Here is a 17,990-nt window from a genome sequence, read left to right on the forward strand (position 1 = left end):
GCGGGGCGTCAGGCCGGCTGGGTCCTCGCCACGATGCGCACCACCCGGCGTCGATCGCGCAGGTCCACCTTGAGTTGCAGCGATGATTTGCGGGCCAGTACGACGGCGACAACGGCAGCCGCCGTCGCCGGAACACCGCCGGCGATCAGGATGCCGATCTGGGGTCCGAGGTGTTCGGCAAGCCAGCCCATCACCGGGCCGCCGATCGCCTGCCCACCGATGAGGACCACCAGGTACAGACTCATGACACGGCCCCGGATACTCATGTTGGAACTCGTCTGGACCATCTGGTTCGCCGCTGTCAGGAACATGAGGCACCAGAACCCTGCCAGGACCATTGCCACGCTGAACCAGACCATGGAGGGCATCATCGAAGAGAGCACCAGCATCAGTCCGTACAGTCCTGCCGAAAGGACCACCGACCGCAACTGCAACTGCCTGCGCCGGGTGGACGCCACGGCGCCCGTCAGCGCACCGAGCGCAACCATGGCGTTCAGCAGGCCGTAGCCTCCGGCGCCGGCGTCGTACACGTGGTCCGCGAAAGCCGCCAAAAGCACCGGCAGGCTCATGGCGAAAACCGCCACGAAGCCTGCCATCAGCCATGGCCAGTAAATAGTGCGCTTGCTGAGGGCGTACTGCAGGCCCTCACGCAGCATTCCCTTTTTGCGGGGCGTCGGCTGGCTGAGGTGGAGTTGGTCCTTGCGGAGGATCATCAGCATGGTCACCGTTGAGCAGCAGGCCACCGCGTTCGCGGCGAAGGCCCAGCCCGCACCCACGGCAGTGAGCAGCCAGCCGGCCAACGCCGGACCGATCAGGCCGCCCAACTGGAAGGTAGTGGAGTTCACGCTGATGGCGTTGCGCAGGTACGTGGGGCCGACGAGTTCGTTGACGAAGACCTGGCGTGCGGGCTGGTCAAGCACCGTGACGAAGCCCAGGACAAGTGCGATCACGTACACATGCCACACCTGGACCGTGTGGGTGAGGGAAAGCGCCGCCAGGGCTGCGGCCAGGACCGCTGCGGCCGACTGGCAGATGATGAGGATTTTCCGCTTGGCGAAGCGGTCGGCCATCATGCCGCCCCAGGGGCCAAGGAACAGCGAAGGCATGAACTGCAGGGCCACCGTGATTCCGACGGCGGTGACCGAACCGGACAGTTGGAGCACCATCCAGTCCTGCGCGATGCGCTGCATCCAGATGGCGATCACGGCAATGAAGTGGCCGATGGCGAAGATCCTGAAATTCGGGACCTTCAACGAGATGAAGGTGTGCCGCCAGGGCAGCTTTTCGCTGACGACGGCGAGTGGCTGGGTGACGGTGTCCGGCTGGTTGATCTCCGGTGAAGGACCTGCGGACAGGGAATCGATGACGGGCTGGCTGACGTTTGCCGCTGAAGGCGGTGGGGGTGCCAAAAGTAGTCCTCGGATCGAGAGTTTCGGTGGGATGGACTTAACGCTATGGTTGCCAGCAGCAATTGTGGAAGCGTATCGGGATGATAACTAGGATTGCGAAATGCAATGATGCCTTCTACGCGACGCCGAAATTCCGCCCAATGCCTGAGGAGTTCCGTTGTTTGAACCAGTCCAGCTCCGCTCCTTTTTGGCCGTGGCAGAGACGCTGAGCTTCACCAAGGCCGCCGAGCGCCTGGGCCTTGCCCAACCCACCGTGAGCCAGCACGTCCGCAAGCTTGAGACCGCTGCGAAGCGCATCCTGGTGGCCCGCGATACCCGCGAAGTCCGGCTCACTGACAACGGAGATGCCATGGCCGGCTTTGCCCGGAGCATCCTCGCGGCCCATGATTCCGCGGCACGCTACTTCTCCGGATCGGCGATGCGCGGCCGCCTTCGCTTCGGCACAGCGGACGATCTCGCCATCACAGGCCTGCCCCGGATCCTGCGCGAATTCCGGCAGCTCTACCCGCAGATCAACCTCGAACTGACCGTCAGCCAAAGCGACCAACTGTACAAGCGGCTCAACGCCGGGCAACTGGACTTGGTCTTCGTGAAGTGGGTGGCCGGAGCCAAGGACGGCACTGTGGTCCGCCACGACAACTTCGCTTGGGTTGGCTTGGAACAGACTGTTCTGGAGCCGGGCGCACCCGTGCCGCTCATCGCGTACCCCGCGCCGAGCCTGAGCCGGAAACTGGCCATCGATGCGCTGGAAGCCGCGGGCCGGACCTGGCGGATCACGTGCAGCACCAAGCAGATCAGCGGAGTCCTGGCAGCGGTTCGTGCGGGCATCGGCGTGGCCGTGATGCCCGCGTCCTTGGTGCCGGAGGACCTCAAGGTGATCACGCAGCGTTTCGACCTGCCGCCAGTTGGAGACGTTGACTTTACGCTGATCCGAAACCCGCTGGCGAACGCCGAAGTCATCGATGCCCTTACGCAGGCGATCATGGGCAGGACGCTGAACAAGTCCACGTAGCGTTCGAATGTGTGCGGATGGACCCCAAGACTGTTCGGGTAAGCGCATTCCCGGTATCCTGAAGCAATGATCGACCTCACCTTGCTGGCGGACCTCACGCCCGGTATTTGTTCTGTCACCCTCCGGGCCAAGGGCATCGATGAGGTGGTCAGTATCGCCTCGGAGGCCGGACTCGCCGGGATCGAATGGGGCACGGATGTGCATGTCAGCGATGCTGCCTCTGCCGCCCATGCCAAGGCGGTCACCGAAGAAGCGGGCCTCGTGGTCTTGTCCTTGGGTTCGTACTACCGGGCGGGATCCTTGGGAGACTTTGCACGGGATCTGGACCTCGCTGCCGCGTTGGGCGCCCCGCGCATCCGGATCTGGGCCGGCGAACTCGGCTCAGCGGAAGCCAATGAAGAGCACTGGGACGCGGTGGTCCGCGACACGCGCCGCATCGCGGACCTCGCCGAGGAGCGAGGTATTGCCATTGCCTTCGAGTACCACGGCAACACCCTCACCGACTCCCCCGCCACAACGCTGCGCCTCCTGGAGCGCGTCGGCCATGGCAACGTCGGCACCTACTGGCAGCCCGCCGTGGGGCTTTCCGACCAGCAGGCGCTGGAGTCACTGCACCAGGTCCTGTCGCATGTGGTTGGAGTCCACTGCTTCTCGTGGGGGCCGCAAGCCGAACGCCATCCGTTGCGCGCACGGAAACTGCTGTGGCAGACGGTGTCGGATGTGCTCCGCGGCAACGGCAAGGACCTGGACATCATGATGGAATTCGTCGCGGACGACCTCCCCGCGAACGTCCTGAGCGACGCCGAGTTCCTGCACGGCTTCACGCTGGGCGAGGACTGAAATGAGAGCCCGGTCCAGCCAACGAAGCTGCCAACCCCCTGGTGCCCGCTCTCCTGGATCTAGAGGTTGGCCACCACTGACGGAAGCGCGATCAGCAAGCTGACGAGTGATCCAAGAATAAGCGCAGTGGTGACGTAGACCGTATATACGATTAGCTTTCCTCGTTCTCCGGAGGCATCGACTTCTCTGGATGCCGCCAAGGCAGTTACAAAGCCGAAGGGGGCCGGTGCGAACGAGGTGAGACTCAGTAGCGCAAGCTTATTGACCTTTGGTTTCTTAGTCGAAGTTCTTTCCCTCTCCAGTCGCCGAAGCTTTCGCTCCTCCGTCCGCGCTACCGAGTGCAGGACAATCCCGCGGACGCCTGTTAGCGGCAGCGGGACGCAAAATATAACGAGAATCCAGAAAGGAACCAAGACTACTGCCAAGCCGACAATGACAAAAAATGGCCAACGGTCCGCATCCGTCGGAGCGGCCGAAATTGCAGACAACGCCAAGCTGATCAATACGAGAGTTTTTAAGACTGAGAACATGCCGATGTCTGCGTTCAAGGATCGATACACAGAATGTAAATGGTGTTGAAGGCTGAGAAACGCAATGACCGTCATAATCAGGGCCGAAACGAGGGTGAGCGTCGCCAGGTTCGGTTTCCCGGTGGAGAGCCAAACGACTGCCGATATCGAGGAGGGAAACGCCAAAATTGCCGCCAAGGCTTGCCTGATGGTATTGCCTCTCGTGGGTCGGTTTCCTGGAAGACGTTGCAGGACAGCCCGCGTCTTGTTGATATCGACCTCTCTGCGGACCTCCTTTATTCGTCCGTGGGATATCTGATCTGTAAGTATTTGCGCCTCGGCTGATGGGAACGCCAGCAGTAACCCAAAGAACGCGGAGCCTGCAAGCCTGAGGACGTCAACGCGATGGCTGACGTAGAACATATCCACCGCAGTAAGGATAAACAGTCCCGTCGACGCGTGCAGGCAAAGCGCAGCGATCCTGCTCAGAAGAAAAGTTGATGCAGGACGCGCATCTTTCCCTGTTTTGGGCAGCGAGCGGGCCGCAACATATACGGCAAAAACAAGAGCACCCAACACCCCATATGTGGCGAGTAGCGAAGCTCCGGAAATAGACCCGATCGAGAGCTGTGGCATGGGCTGTGTCATGGGAATCAGCCATACGACTAAATAGAGACAAGCTACAGAGAAACAAACGATCAAGACCGACCTCAGGCACCGTGCGCTGATCCTGTCAATGTAGCCTTCTACATCTCCTGTGAACTCCAGAGCGCGTCGTTGCTTACGTCGATGGGTGCGAAGTGAACTGCCGAGACGAACCCCGGTCATCCTTCTGCTAGTCATTTTCTGATTTCCTTAGCTGTTTCACGAGTTGACGGCGGCAGCCTGCACTTGCCGCCCAGCGTAGGTACTGCTTGGTCGACGCGGACTCAGGTCACATGCGGATGCAGCTGCGTATGGGCTATCTCGATCGCGGGTTATGGCGTATCAACTGACGCAGCTCTCTAACAGTCACTGTTCGCTTAATCCGGTCCCGCCATGCGTAAAAGTTCTCCGGCGGACGTTTCATGTCCCGACGTGCCGGCTGGGTGGCGCCCAGGCGGCGTGAACGCTGAGCCTTCAGTGCAACAAAGCTGATGACCAGGATCATGACCGAAAACAAGATATTGGAGAGCGGGCTTCCTGTGACGCCCAGCGTTAGCAGGATGGCGTTCTGAAACATGACCACACTTGCGCACCCAGTTACCGTGAGTACCGACACTCCTTTGGAGAGAAGACTAACGCGTCGAACTGCGATTCCAATCAGGTCGGAAATATGGGTCCGGGAAACGAGGTCGACAGTTTCCCTGAGCGAAGCGGCTTCCTCGCGCGCGGATCGAAGCTGCGTAGTTGCCTCATCGGAGATGCCGGGCACGGACCGTACCAACGAGGTCTGCTTCGCCCCCTTCCTGTTCTTAGTGTCGGCACCGTTTGTCTTCGCGCTGCTCCAGACTGCAGCGCTCAGGGCTTTTCCGGCGGCCGTCGGAGTGGTGAACGAAAAGGCAGCAGCCCTGTCGACCATCGATGTGTTGGACTTGTGCCCAATGGCGCTAGCCACAGGGACCTTACTGCAAGCGACGGCCAGGGCCATTGTGGGGTGGTTGTACGGGCGGAGCGAAGCCCAGTCGCCCCCGCCACGAATAATCAGGATCAGGTCATACCTGGCCTCGTTGGCTTCTCTGATCAAGGCCTCCAGTAGCTCGGGCGCAGCATCGCTTGAACCCCGAAAATTCCTATAAGTCACAGTCAGGAGTCGTCTTGATGTGGCGATCTCACCCGAAAAATCAGCCAAGCCTTCGCTGTCCTCCGGTGATATAACGAGGATCTTCTTCAGTGTCTTTGGGAAAGCCGGCTTGATCTTCCCGCCGCAGTGAATAGAACTTCCGTTGACTCGAGATCCTGGTGCACCAGCGGCCAGCAGACTCTGTCTGGTTCGCGCATCTTGGGCATGCAACGGGCCCGACGAGCTGAAATTCTCTGCAATTTTTTGCACTTGCAGTACCAGCAGGCCGTTTCCGTCAATGGCCATTCGCCCCTGAACGGTTAGTACATTTCCTACGGTTAGGGCTCCCACGAGCGAGCATTGATGTTTTGACAGCCAGCTTTGGACGGCTTTCGAGGACTCCGGGGATATGCTGCACCGCATCACACTGAGGGAGCGTCCATTCAACGTTGCCAGATCGAAGGTCCAACCCCTCCCGAGCTGCCGTCTATGTCTGCACTCGCCTTGAACGACCAGCATCGGAGCCCCGTCAAATTGACGTTTGGCCCTCGAAATTACTGTTCCAACATCTTCAACTAAACCGCGAAATCGATGGGTTCCCGCCCGCTCGAAATTTACCAATCTGCCTCCACAAAACCGGTCCAGATCCCATTCCCAGGAGTGCGGCGAGAGGGATTCTGTGTGAACCAGAAGACTTGCAGGGGTACATGTGGAGTGCAAGTCAAGCTATCCAGCGTAGAAATATTGCGCACCAACGTCACGAAAGGATCGAAAAGCCCACTTATGTCCGCGCGAGCACGATGGACACGAGACAGGGCGATTCGCCCGCCGTCAGGGGCCCGTGATCCAGATCACCCTTGATGGACGTTCAAGCCATGATCACGCGGTTTCCACCGGAGTTTCGGTGCTCCGGCGAAGCTTGACGGAACCAGTGACCGAGCCGCCTTCTCCCCCGCCCGCAGCGAGCCGCCCAATATCCTCCAGCGGCAAGTAGACCGTGGACAGCGCGGGCCGGAAATCGCGCAGGGTTTCAATGTCATCGAAGCCGGCTATCGTCGCATCGCGCGGGATCCAGACGCCCTCCGAACGCAGCGCCGCCGTGACGCCGATGGCCATGACGTCGTTCACTGCGAAGATGCAGAGTCGGTCCTTGGACCCTTGGATGCGCTCGGCGAGGGCCAACCCGGCGTCATAGCCTCCGGAACGGTTGAAGCCGGTGCGGATGACTTCGGCAGCGGTCCGACCGGAATCAGCGAGGCCGCGCTGGAAGCCGCGAACGCGATCGTCGGAAGTAAACAGACCGTCGGGGCCCGCCACGATCAGGAACTCCCCCTCATGGGAAGCCGCCAATTCGCGCGCAAGGCCGGAGGCCAGTTCCTCGTTGGGGACCGCAACCACGTGGTAACCCTCCGCAGTGGTGGCACCGACGATCGAATGACCCACTACTCCCACGTGCCCGCCGTTGCGGCAATAGCGGTCGAGTTCCGCTGCCAGTTCGACGTTGCCCTGTTGGTCTTCCGGGCGGGCCGAGCGCGAACCGGCGATGACGATGGAGTCGGCACGGCGGGCAGCGAAGGCGGCAACGGCCTCCCTCTCGTCAGACGGCGATCCTGATGTGCTGGCCAGCAGCACCATGCGGTGCTGCTCACGCGCGGCTTCCTGGACTCCGCGGGCAATGGCCGAAAAGTAGGGATCGGCGATGTCGTGCACAATCAAGCCAATCAGGCCGGAGCTGGATTTAGCGAGAGCCTGCGCCTGGGCGTTGGGAACGTAGCCGAGCTTGTCCGCGGCTTCACGGACGCGCTCGGCGATGCCTTCGGCCGGCTTCCGGGATGAGCCGTTGAGGACCCGCGAGGCGGTGGCAAGGGAGACCCCTGCCAAACGGGCAACTTCACTGAGTGTGCTGGCGGCCACGGGGACCCTCCTTGTCTGCAAGCGTCGGGGCTGGCGCTAACGAAATTATGTCAGGATTCATCCAGTTTTGGGAAAGCGCTTGCCAATCCGAGGGGACATAGTGCATCATCGAAGCAATGGGAATGCGCTTTCCCGCACAGTATTCGCACTGGTTTCCCGCTCCGCCGCGGGCAACACACCAAAGCACTGGAGAGAACATGGGCTTCGAAACAAAGACGATCCGCATCGCCATGAACGGCATCACCGGCCGCATGGGCTACCGCCAGCACCTGCTGCGGTCCATCCTGCCCATCCGCGACGCCGGCGGCTTCACCCTTGAAGACGGCACCAAGGTCCAGGTTGAACCGATCCTGGTGGGCCGCAACGAAGCCAAGATCCGTGAACTCGCTGAGCTCCACAAGGTCTCCGAATGGACCACTGACCTGGACGCCGTGATCAACGACCCCACTGTCGATATCGTCTTCGACGCCTCCATGACCAGCCTCCGCGCAGCCACCCTCAAGAAGGCCATGCGCGCCGGCAAGCACATCTTCACCGAGAAGCCCACGGCTGAAACCCTCGAAGAAGCCATCGAACTGGCCCAGATCGGCAAGGAAGCCGGCGTCACGGCAGGCGTCGTGCATGACAAGCTGTACCTCCCCGGCCTGGTCAAGCTCCGCCGCCTCGTGGACGAAGGCTTCTTCGGCCGCATCCTGTCCATCCGCGGCGAATTTGGCTACTGGGTCTTCGAAGGCGACGTCCAGGCTGCCCAGCGTCCGTCCTGGAACTACCGCAAGGAAGACGGCGGCGGAATGACCACGGACATGTTCTGCCACTGGAACTACGTGCTCGAGGGCATCATCGGCAAGGTCAAGAGCGTCAACGCCAAGACCGCCACGCACATCCCCGCACGCTGGGACGAGGCCGGCAAGGAATACAAGGCCACCGCAGACGACGCCTCCTACGGCATCTTCGAACTCGAAACCCCGGGCGGCGATGACGTCATCGGCCAAATCAACTCCTCCTGGGCCGTCCGTGTCTACCGCGACGAACTGGTCGAGTTCCAGATCGACGGTACGCACGGTTCCGCCGTCGCCGGCTTGAACAAGTGCGTTGCGCAGCAGCGCGCCCACACTCCCAAACCGGTTTGGAACCCGGACCTGCCCGTCACCGAGTCCTTCCGCAGCCAGTGGCAGGAAGTCCCGGCCAACGCGGAGCTGGACAACGGCTTCAAGCTGCAGTGGGAAGAATTCCTGCGCGACGTCGTCGCCGGCCGCGAGCACCGCTTCGGCCTGCTCTCCGCAGCCCGCGGCGTCCAACTGGCCGAGCTCGGCCTCCAGTCCTCGGCCGAGCGCCGCACCATCGACATCCCGGAGATCACCCTCTAATGACGTCACTCATCCTTCCCACCGACGACGGCGGAACCCGTGAGTACCGCCTCAAGCCCGCCACCTCGTGGGCCAAGCCGAGTGCTCCGCTGACGGCCCGCCGCGCGTACGCCGCGGCCCACGTCATCCCGGAAGTCGCTGCGGACAACACTCCCGGCGCACCGGCACAGCTGGATTGGGACGCCACCCTGGCCTACCGCCACGAGCTCTGGTCCTATGGCCTGGGCGTTGCCGACGCCATGGACACCGCCCAGCGCGGCATGGGCCTGGACTGGGCAGCAACCCAGCAGCTCATCAAGCGCACGGGCGCCGAGGCTGCTTCCGTCGTCGCTGCAGGCAACGCCGCCATCGCCGGTAAGTCCGTCCAGGACCTCGTTTCATGCGGCGCCGGAACTGACCAGTTGGACATCGCAACCCTCCCTGACGGCGCAGCCGGCATCCAGGCCGTGATTGACGCCTACCGGGAGCAGATCGCCGTCGTGAGCGAAGCCGGCCCCAAGGTGATCCTGATGGCCTCACGCGCCCTCGCCAAGGTGGCTTCCGGGGCTGACGACTACCTGCACGTCTACTCCACCCTCCTGCAGGAAGTGGACCAGCCTGTCATCCTTCACTGGCTGGGCACCATGTTCGATCCCGCGCTGGCGGGGTACTGGGGCTCGGACGATGTGTCGGTGGCCACCGAGACCTTCCTCAGCCTGATCCGCGAACACGCGGACAAGGTGGACGGCGTCAAGGTTTCGCTGCTGGACGCCTCGCACGAGGTCGCCTTGCGCGCCAACCTCCCGGAAGGCGTCCGCCTCTACACCGGCGACGATTTCAACTACCCGGAACTGATCGACGGCGACGCGACCCACCACTCGGACGCCCTGCTGGGCATCTTCGCGGCCATCTACCCTGCCGCTTCGGTCGCCTTGCAGAAGTACGACGCCGGCAACGGCACCGAGGCGCGTGCCATCCTGGACTCCACCCGCGAGCTGGGCAAGCACATCTTCAGCGCACCGACGTTCTACTACAAGACCGGTATCGCGTTCCTGTCCTGGCTCAACGGCAAACAGCCCGGCTTTCAAATGGTGGGCGGGCTGCACTCCGGCCGTTCCGTCCTGCACCTGGCCAAGACCTTCGAGCTGGCAGACCAGGCAGGCCTGCTGAAGGATCCGTCGCTGGCGGCCTTCCGGATGTCCGACTACCTGCGGATCAACGGGGTGGGCGCATGAGCGCGGACTTCTCCCGGCTGTCGGACTTTTCCAGGCTGTCATTGAACAGCGCAACCACCAAGAAGTGGACGCTGGCCGAAGCCGTGGATGGTTGCGCCCGCGCCGGCATCCCTGCCATCGGCCCGTGGCGCGACCGCGTGGCCGAAGCCGGACTGGACAAAGCCGCCAAGCTGATCAAGGACGCCGGACTCCGCGTCTCCTCCTTGTGCCGTGGCGGGTTCCTGACGGCAGCTGACGCCGAGGGACAAGCTGCGGCGTTGGCGGACAACTTCGAGGCCGTCCGTGAAGCTGTCGCCTTGGACACCCAGGAGCTGTTCCTGGTGGTGGGCGGGCTTGCTCCGGGCGAAAAGGACGTGGTGGCTGCACGACAACGCGTAGCTGACCGCCTCGAGGAACTGGTCCCGTTCGCTTCGGAGAACGGTGTCCGCTTGGTCCTCGAGCCGCTGCACCCGATGTATGCGGCAGACCGCGCTCTGATCTCCACGCTCGGCCAGGCCTTGGATCTCGCCGCGCCGTATGACGCGAAGGCCGTCGGCGTCGCCGTCGACACCTTCCACGTGTGGTGGGATCCGGAGTTGAAAGCCCAGATCGAACGCGCCGGCCGGGAGAGCCGCATCGCTTCCTACCAAGTGTGCGACTTCAACCTGCCGATCGCGGCGGACGCGCTGCTCTCCCGCGGCATGATGGGCGACGGCGTCATCGACTTCGCGACCATCGGAACCTGGGTGAGGGACGCCGGATACACGGGCGACATCGAGGTTGAAATCTTCAACCAGGAGATCTGGGACGCGGACGGGGACTCGGTCCTGGAAACCATGAAGCAGCGCTACGCGGAGCTCGTCCTCCCGTACGCCTGAACGTGTGATCCGTTCGGCTGGGAATCCCGGACGGATCACATCCAAACCAGCGGGTCCCTGCCAAGGTCACGGCAGGGGCCCGCTTTTCCATTCGTGGGGTGTGCGGCTACGACCCACAATGGCTTCAGCATTCGGCGGCGCGCCGCATCCAGCGGGCGACTGGGGGTCTCTGGGTGGGAAAGGAGGTGGTGACGGCACACCGCTCCCCGGCGACGCAAGAGCCTCAGCGGGAAAGCAGGCCGTCCCAACCCCATGTGGGGATGCGCAGTCCGGCAGGGACGTCGCGTGCCGAGTCCGGGTAGGCAGCCATGGAATGTGCGGTGGCCCAGGCGAAGTAGTCATGGAGCACAGTGCGCAGCTCGCCGGTACTGACTCCTACGTCGTCCAGGGCCCCATCGAAGCAAGCGATCGCCTTGGCGTCCATGTCCTGGTGCTCGCCGTTCCCGCTGTGCATCCTGACCACCAACGACTCGTCGCCGTAGTGCTCCGAGTAGGAAGGCGGTCCGCCCAGTGCCTCGGCCCAGTAGGCGGCGAGTCGCTTAGTGTGCTCGGGGTGGACGCCGTGGCGGAACGCATGCCCCACCACCTCATCGGATTTCACTCTCTCATGCCACGCATTGGCCAAGGAGATGAAGAAATCCTCCCCGCCGGCCGCTTCAAATACCGTCTGCATGCTGCCAACCATGGCACGAGCGACGCCGTCCCGGAAGAAGCCGCTCCTTATGCTTTCCGCTCATTCTCATCACTGTGGCTCTCGCGGAGTTCGATGCCGCGCTGGATATCCTCTTTCTCCTGTTTCTGGGCCTTATCGCTCCGTTTCGTGTCGCGGGGCGGCAGTTGCAGGCTCTTTTCGGCTTCGATGCCGGCCTGCAGTTGGCGGCCCCTTTCCATCTCGGCGTCGAACTCCGCGCCGAACAGCAGGGACATGTTGAGGATCCAGAGCCAGAGCAGCATGATGATCACGCCGGCCAGCGCCCCATAGGTCTTGTTGTAGTTGCTGAAGTTGGCCACATAGAAGCCGAAGCCAAGGGATGCGAGGGCAAAGATCACCAAGGCGATCAAGGAACCCAGGCTCATCCAGCGGAATTTGGGCTGCTTCACGTTGGGGGTGAAGTAGTAGAGCACGGCGATGATGACCACTACCAGCGCGATGAGCACAGGCCACTTTGCGATGTTCCATACTGTGAGGAATGCTCCGGACATGCCGATGGCGCCGCCCACAGCCTCTGCTACCGGACCGCTCAGGACCAACATCGCAGCGGCCAGGCCGGCGCCCAGCACTGCCACGACCGTGACTGCGAGCATGGTTCCCCGCAGCTTGATGAAACCGCGTCCTTCATCCACCTCGTAAACCCGGTTCATGGCTCTTCCGAAGGCCGTGGTGTACCCCGAAGCTGACCACAAGCCCACAACGATGCCGAAGACCAGGACCAACCCTGCGGAGTTGGACCTGGTCAAGTCTTCGATTGGCTGCCGCATCGCGTCCACACCGGGCCCGGGGGCAAACTTCTGGACGATATCCAGGAGGGCGGAAGTCGTCTTGCCCGCGTCTCCGAAGATGCCCAGAAGCGATACCAACGCGAGCAGTGCCGGGAAGAGGGAAAGGACGGCGTAGTAGGTCAGCCCGGCGGCGGCATCAGGACACTGGTCTTTGTTGAACTCGCGTAAAGTGCGTTTGAGGATGTACATCCACGTGGGTTTGACCAGGTCATCGGGACTATCGGGCTTGCGGGAATCATCAGGAGCAGGAGCCGTGGCGGCCTTGGCGGTGCTGGTGTGTGCTGATTTGTCTGTACTCATGAGGCACCTGTTCGTGGGGATCGAAAACGCGAACACCTGACCCATCAATACTAAGCATACTGATGATTATTCGGGAAGCCTCACGTGGCCAGCTTTCCCGCAAGGATCAATTCAAGAGGCGATTCAATGACAGAACGGATCATCTGGCCCGCCGCACCCAGGAGGGTGCCGGAGTGTTTCAAACCCGAGACGCGAAGGTCCGCCGACTGCAGCAAACCCGGAGCATGTCGGTTCAGCCCCTCCAGCACCGCCGGCTTAAGCCAGTCACCCAACTCCGCGAAGTGACCGCCCAGGACAACGGCTTCAAGGTCCATCAGCCTGGCCGACGAGGCGAGCGCGACGCCCAAGTAACGCCCGGCGTCGTGAACCGCCTTGCTGGCCTTGGGCTCCTTGGACACCAGCGCTGCCACCAGTCCCGCCATCCGCTCCGACAGGGATCCCTCCGGAATCCGCGCCGCCTGAAAGATGGCTTCCTGCCCGGCGAAGGTTTCCAGGCACCCCGCGCCACCGCAAGAGCACGGCGGGCCATCGGGATGCACCACGACGTGACCCAGCTCGCCGGCAGAACCACCCGGCCCCATGAACAGTTCCGAGCCGATGATCACGCCACCACCCACACCGACTTCGCCCGAGACGTACAGGAAGTCGGCCTGCCCACCGCCGCCGTACCAAAGCTCCCCCAGCGCGGCACTGTTGGCCTCATTGGAGAGCCGGACTCCCAGCGGCGCACCCTCCAGCAGGGCGCCCGGGTCCAGGTATTCCTGCTCCCAATGGAGATTGGGAGCAGATATGACCAGGTTGTTGCGCTCGTCAACCAACCCGGGGACCGCAAGTCCTCCGCCCAGGATCTCGACACCCTCCTTGGTGGCTGCTGCCGCAGCTTCCGCCGCGAGCGCACCCAGCCTGGCCATGACAGCATCCGGCGCGAGTCCCCTGTTATGCGATTCGACCATTGAGGTAAATCGAAGCGCTCCGCCGAGGTCCACCAAGCCAACAGCCAGATAGTCCACGTTGATTTCCATGCCGACCACGCCGCGGCGGGTGTTCAGTTCCAGGCCCTGGCCGGGACGGCCACGTTCTCCGTCCCGGTACAGGCCCACCTCGGAAACCAGGCCCGAATACACAAGGTCCGCAACGAGACTGGAAACGGCAGCCTTGGTGAGTCCCGTACCGGCAGCCAATTGCGCCCTGCTGGGCTTGGCATCTCCGGTCTTCGCGATCGAGTCGAGGACCAGGGATAGATTACGACGGCGGACATCGCCAACGCGGCCCGGCGCGGCTTGCTCATTCACTGACATGGACCATCCTCGCGGCTTGGAAGATTTTCTTGCTGCTTTCCATTGACCATGATCCATTATGGCCCATATAGTTCAGATTGAAAACTAATTGAGGTGTTTCCCTTCCGCGCCTCAGGACGCACTTTGCAAAGGAGCAGGAATGACCCCGCAGCCCACCCCTCAGGACCGTTTCACCTTCGGCCTCTGGACCGTCGGATGGACCGGCGCGGACCCCTTCGGTGTTGCGACCCGCGCCGCCCTTGACCCGGTGGAAGCCGTGCACAAGTTGAGTGACCTCGGCGCCTACGGCATGACGTTCCATGACAATGACCTGGTTCCCTTCGACGCCTCCGCGTCAGAGCGGGACCTGATCCTGAAGAACTTCAAGGCAGCACTTGCCGAAACGGGACTCAAGGTCCCCATGGTCACCACCAATCTGTTCAGCCACCCCGTTTTCAAGGACGGCGGCTTCACCTCCAACGATCGCTCCATCCGCCGCTTCGCCCTGAGCAAGGTGCTCCGGAACATCGACCTGGCGGCCGAGCTTGGCGCCGACACGTTCGTCATGTGGGGCGGGCGGGAAGGCAGCGAGTACGACGGTTCCAAGGACCTCTCCGCGGCGCTGGACCGCATGAAGGAGGGCGTTGACACCGCCGCCGGCTACATCAAGGAGAAGGGCTATGGCCTGCGCATCGCGCTGGAACCCAAGCCGAACGAACCCCGTGGTGACATCTTCCTTCCCACCGTGGGCCACGGCCTCGCATTCATTGCGCAACTGGAGCATGGCGACATCGTGGGCCTGAACCCGGAGACGGGCCACGAGCAGATGGCCGGTTTGAACTTCACCCATGGCATCGCCCAGGCACTGTGGGCGGGCAAGCTTTTCCACATCGACCTCAACGGCCAGCGCGGCATCAAATACGACCAAGACCTGGTGTTCGGCCATGGCGACCTCACCAGCGCTTTCTTCACCGTGGACCTCTTGGAGAACGGATTCCCGAACGGTGGGCCCACGTACGACGGTCCCCGCCACTTCGACTACAAGCCCTCGCGCACTGATGGCTACGACGGCGTCTGGGAATCTGCCAAGGCGAACATGGCCATGTACCTGCTCCTCAAGGAACGCGCCCTCGCTTTCCGCGCCGATCCCGAAGTCCAGGAAGCGTTGGCCACCTCGGGCGTGTTCGAGCTCGGCGAGACCACCCTGGCAGCGGGTGAAACCACCGCAGACCTGCTTGCCGACTCCAGTGCATTCGAGAGCTTCGACGCCGATAAGGCCGCTGAACGCTCCTTCGCATTCGTTCGGCTGAACCAGCTGGCCATCGAGCACCTCCTCGGCGCCCGCTAAACCAACCCCACAGCAGCCCGCCGCCGGGTCCGGACATTATGTGCCGGACCCGGCGGCTGCACCCAAAGGAAAGTTCCATGCCCCTTGTCGCCGGGATCGACAGCTCCACCCAGTCCTGCAAGGTAGTCATCCGTGATTCGGAAACGGGCGCCTTGGTACGCCAGGGACGCGCCTCCCACCCCCTTGGCACGGAGGTGCATCCGGACCACTGGTGGACAGCACTGCAGGAAGCGATTGCGCAGGCGGGCGGACTGGAAGACGTCGAGGCCTTGGCTGTTGGCGGACTACAGCACGGCATGGTGTGCCTCGACGAGTCAGGGGACGTGGTGCGGCCGGCCCTGCTGTGGAACGACACACGTTCGGCGCGTGATGCCGAGGAACTGATCACCGAGGCCGGCGACGGAGATGCCCCGACGGGCGCAGCACACTGGGCCTCGCTCACGGGAACGGTGCCAGTGGCGTCGCTCACGGCCACCAAGCTTCGCTGGCTCGCCCGGAACGAGCCCGCAAACGCCCGACGCGTTGCGGCTGTCTGCCTGCCCCATGACTGGTTGTCCTGGCGGCTGGCAGGCCACGGACCCGGGACCGGCCCAGCGTCTTTGGACCAGCTGCGCACTGATCGCTCCGATGCCTCGGGTACCGGGTACTACACGGCGGAACAGGGCACGTACCTGCCAGAGGTACTCAAGGGCACCCTCGGCCACGTACCTGTGCTGCCCGTTGTGGTGGGCCCCTTGGAGGCGGCCGGGAAGACGCCGACCGGGGCCTTGATAGGACCCGGCGCGGGAGACAACGCCGCAGCAGGACTGGGCGTCAGCGCCGCCGTCGGGGATGTTGTTGTCTCAATCGGAACGTCGGGAACGGTCTTCGCTGTCTCAGCGACTCCAGCAAAGGATGACAGCGGGCTGGTTGCCGGCTTCGCCGATGCCACCGGACACTACCTGCCGCTGGCGTGCACGCTTAACGCGACACGGATTTTCGACGCCACCGCCGCGTTGCTTGGGGTCAGCCTTTCCGAGCTGGGTTCCCTGGCGCTCAGCGCACCCGAGGGAGCCGAGGGCCTGACCCTCGTCCCCTACTTCGAAGGCGAACGGACACCCAACCTTCCCGACGCCACCGGATCCCTCCACGGAATCACAGTCTCCAACTACACCCCCGCTAACGTGGCACGAGCCGCCGTCGAGGGCGTGGTTTGTTCCCTCGCCGACGGCTTGGCGGCTCTGCAGGCGCAAGGCGTGGAGGCGCGGCGGATCATCCTGGTGGGCGGAGGCGCCCAATCGGAAGCAGTCCAACAGGTGGCCGCAGCCGCCTTTGGCATGCCGGTGTTCGTCCCCGAACCCGGAGAGTACGTAGCGGACGGCGCCGCACGGCAGGCAGCAGGTGTACTCACTGGCTCCCTGCCCGAGTGGCGCCTTGAGGGAATCAACCTGGCCGCCCCCACCCCAGGAGCGGCCCCTGGGTTCCTGGCCAGGTATCGCCGCTACGCCGCGAAAGCAGCCATCGGCTGATCTCCGGCACCGGTGCTCTATCGTGTCAGGGTGAGCACCGAACATTCCGCCCCCAACCGTCCTCCCGTCATGGAAGACGTTGCGCGCGTGGCCGGCGTGTCCCACCAGACCGTGTCCCGCGTGCTGAACAACCATCCGAACGTCAGCGCGAAGACCCGGGAACGCGTGGAGCAGGCAATCACCGAGCTCGGGTATCGCCGCAACACCGCGGCCCGAAGCCTGGTGACCCGCAGGTCCCAGACGATCGGCGTGCTCGGCAGTGAGCTTGCCCAGTACGGTCCATCGCACACGCTCCTGGGCCTCCAGCAGGCTGCCCGTGATGCTGGCTACTTTGTCAGCGTCGCCGGGCTGCGGGACGTCACGCCGGAGAGCATCAGGGACGCCATTGCGCACTTCATGGACCAAGGTGTCGACGGCATCGTGGTGACGGTACCGCACCCCGGAACCTTCGAGGTCCTTAAAGACATCACCACCCACATACCGCTGGTGGCCGTCGGGGCCATCGGAGACAAACAACTGAGCGGCGCGACGGTGGACCAGCGCGAAGGATCCCGGCTGGTGGTGGAGCACCTCACCAAACTTGGCCATGAACGCATAGGGCATTTGTCCGGGCCGTCGGGTTGGATCGACGCCGCGGCACGCATCGACGGTTGGCGGGACGCTGTTGCCGACGCCGGCTTGGACCCTTCGGTGTTGATCGAGGGCGATTGGAGCGCTGAATGCGGCTATCGCGAAGGGTTGAAGATCGCAGCCGAGCGATCCGTGACGGCGTTGTTTGTGGCCAACGACCAAATGGCCCTGGGCGTTCTTAGGGCCTTCCATGAGGCGGGGGTGCAGGTTCCCGGGGACATCAGCATTGTGGGCTTTGACGATCAGCCGGAGTCTGCGTACTTCATCCCGCCACTGACCACCGTGGCCCAGGACTTCGAGGAATTGGGGCAGCGCTGCATTGGACTGCTCCTGGACCGCCTCGAAACGGGCGAACCCGGCGCGCCGGTCACGGTCAAGCCCCGCATGGTCATCCGCGACACCACGGCCGCCCCACCCATGTAAGTCGCAGTAGATGCCGTTTTGAGCTCTTCGAATCATGCGGTGATCGCAACACCTGATTATTGAAGGGTGTCGATTGCCGTGGTGAAGTTCTCGAATCGTTTGGTTTCTGAGGTTGTTCAG

Annotated in this window: 15 protein-coding genes; 8 read left to right on the forward strand and 7 right to left on the reverse strand. The window is 63.0% G+C overall.

Annotated elements, in window-relative coordinates; all coding sequences use genetic code 11:
- Window positions 1-8: 8 nt before the first annotated feature.
- Window positions 9-1,409, reverse strand: a complete 1,401-nt coding sequence (locus tag ACIPY3_RS20865) for an MFS transporter (protein WP_400337066.1) — start codon at window positions 1,407-1,409, stop codon at window positions 9-11.
- A 157-nt stretch (window positions 1,410-1,566) separates the two neighbouring features.
- Between ACIPY3_RS20865 and ACIPY3_RS20870 the strand changes: the two genes are divergently transcribed.
- On the forward strand, window positions 1,567-2,421 hold the full coding sequence (locus ACIPY3_RS20870) for a LysR substrate-binding domain-containing protein (protein WP_387438184.1): 855 nt from the start codon (window positions 1,567-1,569) through the stop codon (window positions 2,419-2,421).
- Window positions 2,422-2,487: 66 nt separating this feature from the next.
- Window positions 2,488-3,261 carry a sugar phosphate isomerase/epimerase family protein gene (locus ACIPY3_RS20875; protein WP_400337068.1) on the forward strand — a complete coding sequence of 258 codons (774 nt, stop codon included), beginning with the start codon at window positions 2,488-2,490 and terminating at the stop codon, window positions 3,259-3,261.
- Between the two features lie 59 nt (window positions 3,262-3,320).
- On the opposite strand, the gene ACIPY3_RS20880 is transcribed toward ACIPY3_RS20875, so the two are convergent.
- The 3 genes from ACIPY3_RS20880 to ACIPY3_RS20890 form a co-directional block, all read right to left on the reverse strand.
- The gene (locus tag ACIPY3_RS20880) at window positions 3,321-4,418 is read right to left on the reverse strand and encodes a hypothetical protein (protein WP_400337070.1); all 1,098 of its coding nucleotides are present in this window, start codon (window positions 4,416-4,418) and stop codon (window positions 3,321-3,323) included.
- Window positions 4,419-4,731: 313 nt separating this feature from the next.
- Window positions 4,732-5,838 carry an exodeoxyribonuclease VII large subunit gene (locus ACIPY3_RS20885; protein WP_400337071.1) on the reverse strand — a complete coding sequence of 369 codons (1,107 nt, stop codon included), beginning with the start codon at window positions 5,836-5,838 and terminating at the stop codon, window positions 4,732-4,734.
- A 573-nt stretch (window positions 5,839-6,411) separates the two neighbouring features.
- On the reverse strand, window positions 6,412-7,446 hold the full coding sequence (locus ACIPY3_RS20890; RefSeq protein WP_400337073.1) for a LacI family DNA-binding transcriptional regulator: 1,035 nt from the start codon (window positions 7,444-7,446) through the stop codon (window positions 6,412-6,414).
- 197 nt (window positions 7,447-7,643) lie between these two features.
- Here ACIPY3_RS20890 and ACIPY3_RS20895 point away from each other — a divergent pair, with 197 nt between their 5' ends.
- The 3 genes from ACIPY3_RS20895 to ACIPY3_RS20905 are packed head-to-tail and all read left to right on the forward strand — an operon-like array spanning window position 7,644 to window position 10,884.
- On the forward strand, window positions 7,644-8,813 hold the full coding sequence (locus ACIPY3_RS20895) for a Gfo/Idh/MocA family protein (RefSeq protein WP_397325734.1): 1,170 nt from the start codon (window positions 7,644-7,646) through the stop codon (window positions 8,811-8,813).
- The gene (locus ACIPY3_RS20900; protein WP_400337074.1) at window positions 8,813-10,027 is read left to right on the forward strand and encodes a dihydrodipicolinate synthase family protein; all 1,215 of its coding nucleotides are present in this window, start codon (window positions 8,813-8,815) and stop codon (window positions 10,025-10,027) included. Before ACIPY3_RS20895 ends, ACIPY3_RS20900 begins: the two co-directional genes overlap by 1 nt.
- The gene (locus ACIPY3_RS20905; protein ID WP_400337076.1) at window positions 10,024-10,884 is read left to right on the forward strand and encodes a sugar phosphate isomerase/epimerase family protein; all 861 of its coding nucleotides are present in this window, start codon (window positions 10,024-10,026) and stop codon (window positions 10,882-10,884) included. Before ACIPY3_RS20900 ends, ACIPY3_RS20905 begins: the two co-directional genes overlap by 4 nt.
- A gap of 223 nt (window positions 10,885-11,107) precedes the next feature.
- On the opposite strand, the gene ACIPY3_RS20910 is transcribed toward ACIPY3_RS20905, so the two are convergent.
- The 3 genes from ACIPY3_RS20910 to ACIPY3_RS20920 all read right to left on the reverse strand — a co-directional run bounded on the left by ACIPY3_RS20910 (window position 11,108) and on the right by ACIPY3_RS20920 (window position 13,982).
- On the reverse strand, window positions 11,108-11,557 hold the full coding sequence (locus ACIPY3_RS20910) for an oxidoreductase (protein WP_400337077.1): 450 nt from the start codon (window positions 11,555-11,557) through the stop codon (window positions 11,108-11,110).
- A gap of 47 nt (window positions 11,558-11,604) precedes the next feature.
- A complete protein-coding gene (locus tag ACIPY3_RS20915) occupies window positions 11,605-12,684 on the reverse strand; it encodes a YihY/virulence factor BrkB family protein (RefSeq protein ID WP_400337079.1) in 1,080 nt (359 codons plus the stop codon).
- Between the two features lie 80 nt (window positions 12,685-12,764).
- Window positions 12,765-13,982, reverse strand: coding sequence for an ROK family protein (locus ACIPY3_RS20920; RefSeq protein WP_400337081.1), 1,218 nt, complete (start codon window positions 13,980-13,982; stop codon window positions 12,765-12,767).
- Between the two features lie 139 nt (window positions 13,983-14,121).
- Here ACIPY3_RS20920 and xylA point away from each other — a divergent pair, with 139 nt between their 5' ends.
- The 3 genes from xylA (at window position 14,122) to ACIPY3_RS20935 (ending at window position 17,870) form a co-directional block, all read left to right on the forward strand.
- Window positions 14,122-15,309, forward strand: a complete 1,188-nt coding sequence (gene xylA / locus ACIPY3_RS20925; protein ID WP_400337082.1) for a xylose isomerase — start codon at window positions 14,122-14,124, stop codon at window positions 15,307-15,309.
- Window positions 15,310-15,386: 77 nt separating this feature from the next.
- The gene (locus tag ACIPY3_RS20930; RefSeq protein WP_400337084.1) at window positions 15,387-16,817 is read left to right on the forward strand and encodes a xylulokinase; all 1,431 of its coding nucleotides are present in this window, start codon (window positions 15,387-15,389) and stop codon (window positions 16,815-16,817) included.
- A 69-nt stretch (window positions 16,818-16,886) separates the two neighbouring features.
- Window positions 16,887-17,870, forward strand: coding sequence for a LacI family DNA-binding transcriptional regulator (locus ACIPY3_RS20935; protein WP_400337090.1), 984 nt, complete (start codon window positions 16,887-16,889; stop codon window positions 17,868-17,870).
- Window positions 17,871-17,990 lie beyond the last annotated feature (120 nt).

It is taken from the genome of Paenarthrobacter sp. NPDC089714 (assembly GCF_044748905.1).
In the GTDB taxonomy this organism is placed as follows: domain Bacteria; phylum Actinomycetota; class Actinomycetes; order Actinomycetales; family Micrococcaceae; genus Arthrobacter.

Excerpts from the sequence above, each read along its gene's own strand:
- ACIPY3_RS20875 (WP_400337068.1), top strand. The coding sequence starts at position 2,488 with ATGATCGACCTCACCTTGCTGGCGGACCTCACGCCCGGTATTTGTTCT.
- ACIPY3_RS20935 (WP_400337090.1), top strand. The coding sequence starts at position 16,887 with ATGGAAGACGTTGCGCGCGTGGCCGGCGTGTCCCACCAGACCGTGTCC.
- ACIPY3_RS20915 (WP_400337079.1), bottom strand. The coding sequence starts at position 12,684 with ATGAGTACAGACAAATCAGCACACACCAGCACCGCCAAGGCCGCCACG.
- ACIPY3_RS20900 (WP_400337074.1), top strand. The coding sequence starts at position 8,813 with ATGACGTCACTCATCCTTCCCACCGACGACGGCGGAACCCGTGAGTAC.
- ACIPY3_RS20920 (WP_400337081.1), bottom strand. The coding sequence starts at position 13,982 with ATGTCAGTGAATGAGCAAGCCGCGCCGGGCCGCGTTGGCGATGTCCGC.
- ACIPY3_RS20930 (WP_400337084.1), top strand. The coding sequence starts at position 15,387 with ATGCCCCTTGTCGCCGGGATCGACAGCTCCACCCAGTCCTGCAAGGTA.
- xylA (WP_400337082.1), top strand. The coding sequence starts at position 14,122 with ATGACCCCGCAGCCCACCCCTCAGGACCGTTTCACCTTCGGCCTCTGG.
- ACIPY3_RS20910 (WP_400337077.1), bottom strand. The coding sequence starts at position 11,557 with ATGCAGACGGTATTTGAAGCGGCCGGCGGGGAGGATTTCTTCATCTCC.
- ACIPY3_RS20905 (WP_400337076.1), top strand. The coding sequence starts at position 10,024 with ATGAGCGCGGACTTCTCCCGGCTGTCGGACTTTTCCAGGCTGTCATTG.
- ACIPY3_RS20885 (WP_400337071.1), bottom strand. The coding sequence starts at position 5,838 with ATGGCCATTGACGGAAACGGCCTGCTGGTACTGCAAGTGCAAAAAATT.
- ACIPY3_RS20895 (WP_397325734.1), top strand. The coding sequence starts at position 7,644 with ATGGGCTTCGAAACAAAGACGATCCGCATCGCCATGAACGGCATCACC.
- ACIPY3_RS20880 (WP_400337070.1), bottom strand. The coding sequence starts at position 4,418 with ATGACACAGCCCATGCCACAGCTCTCGATCGGGTCTATTTCCGGAGCT.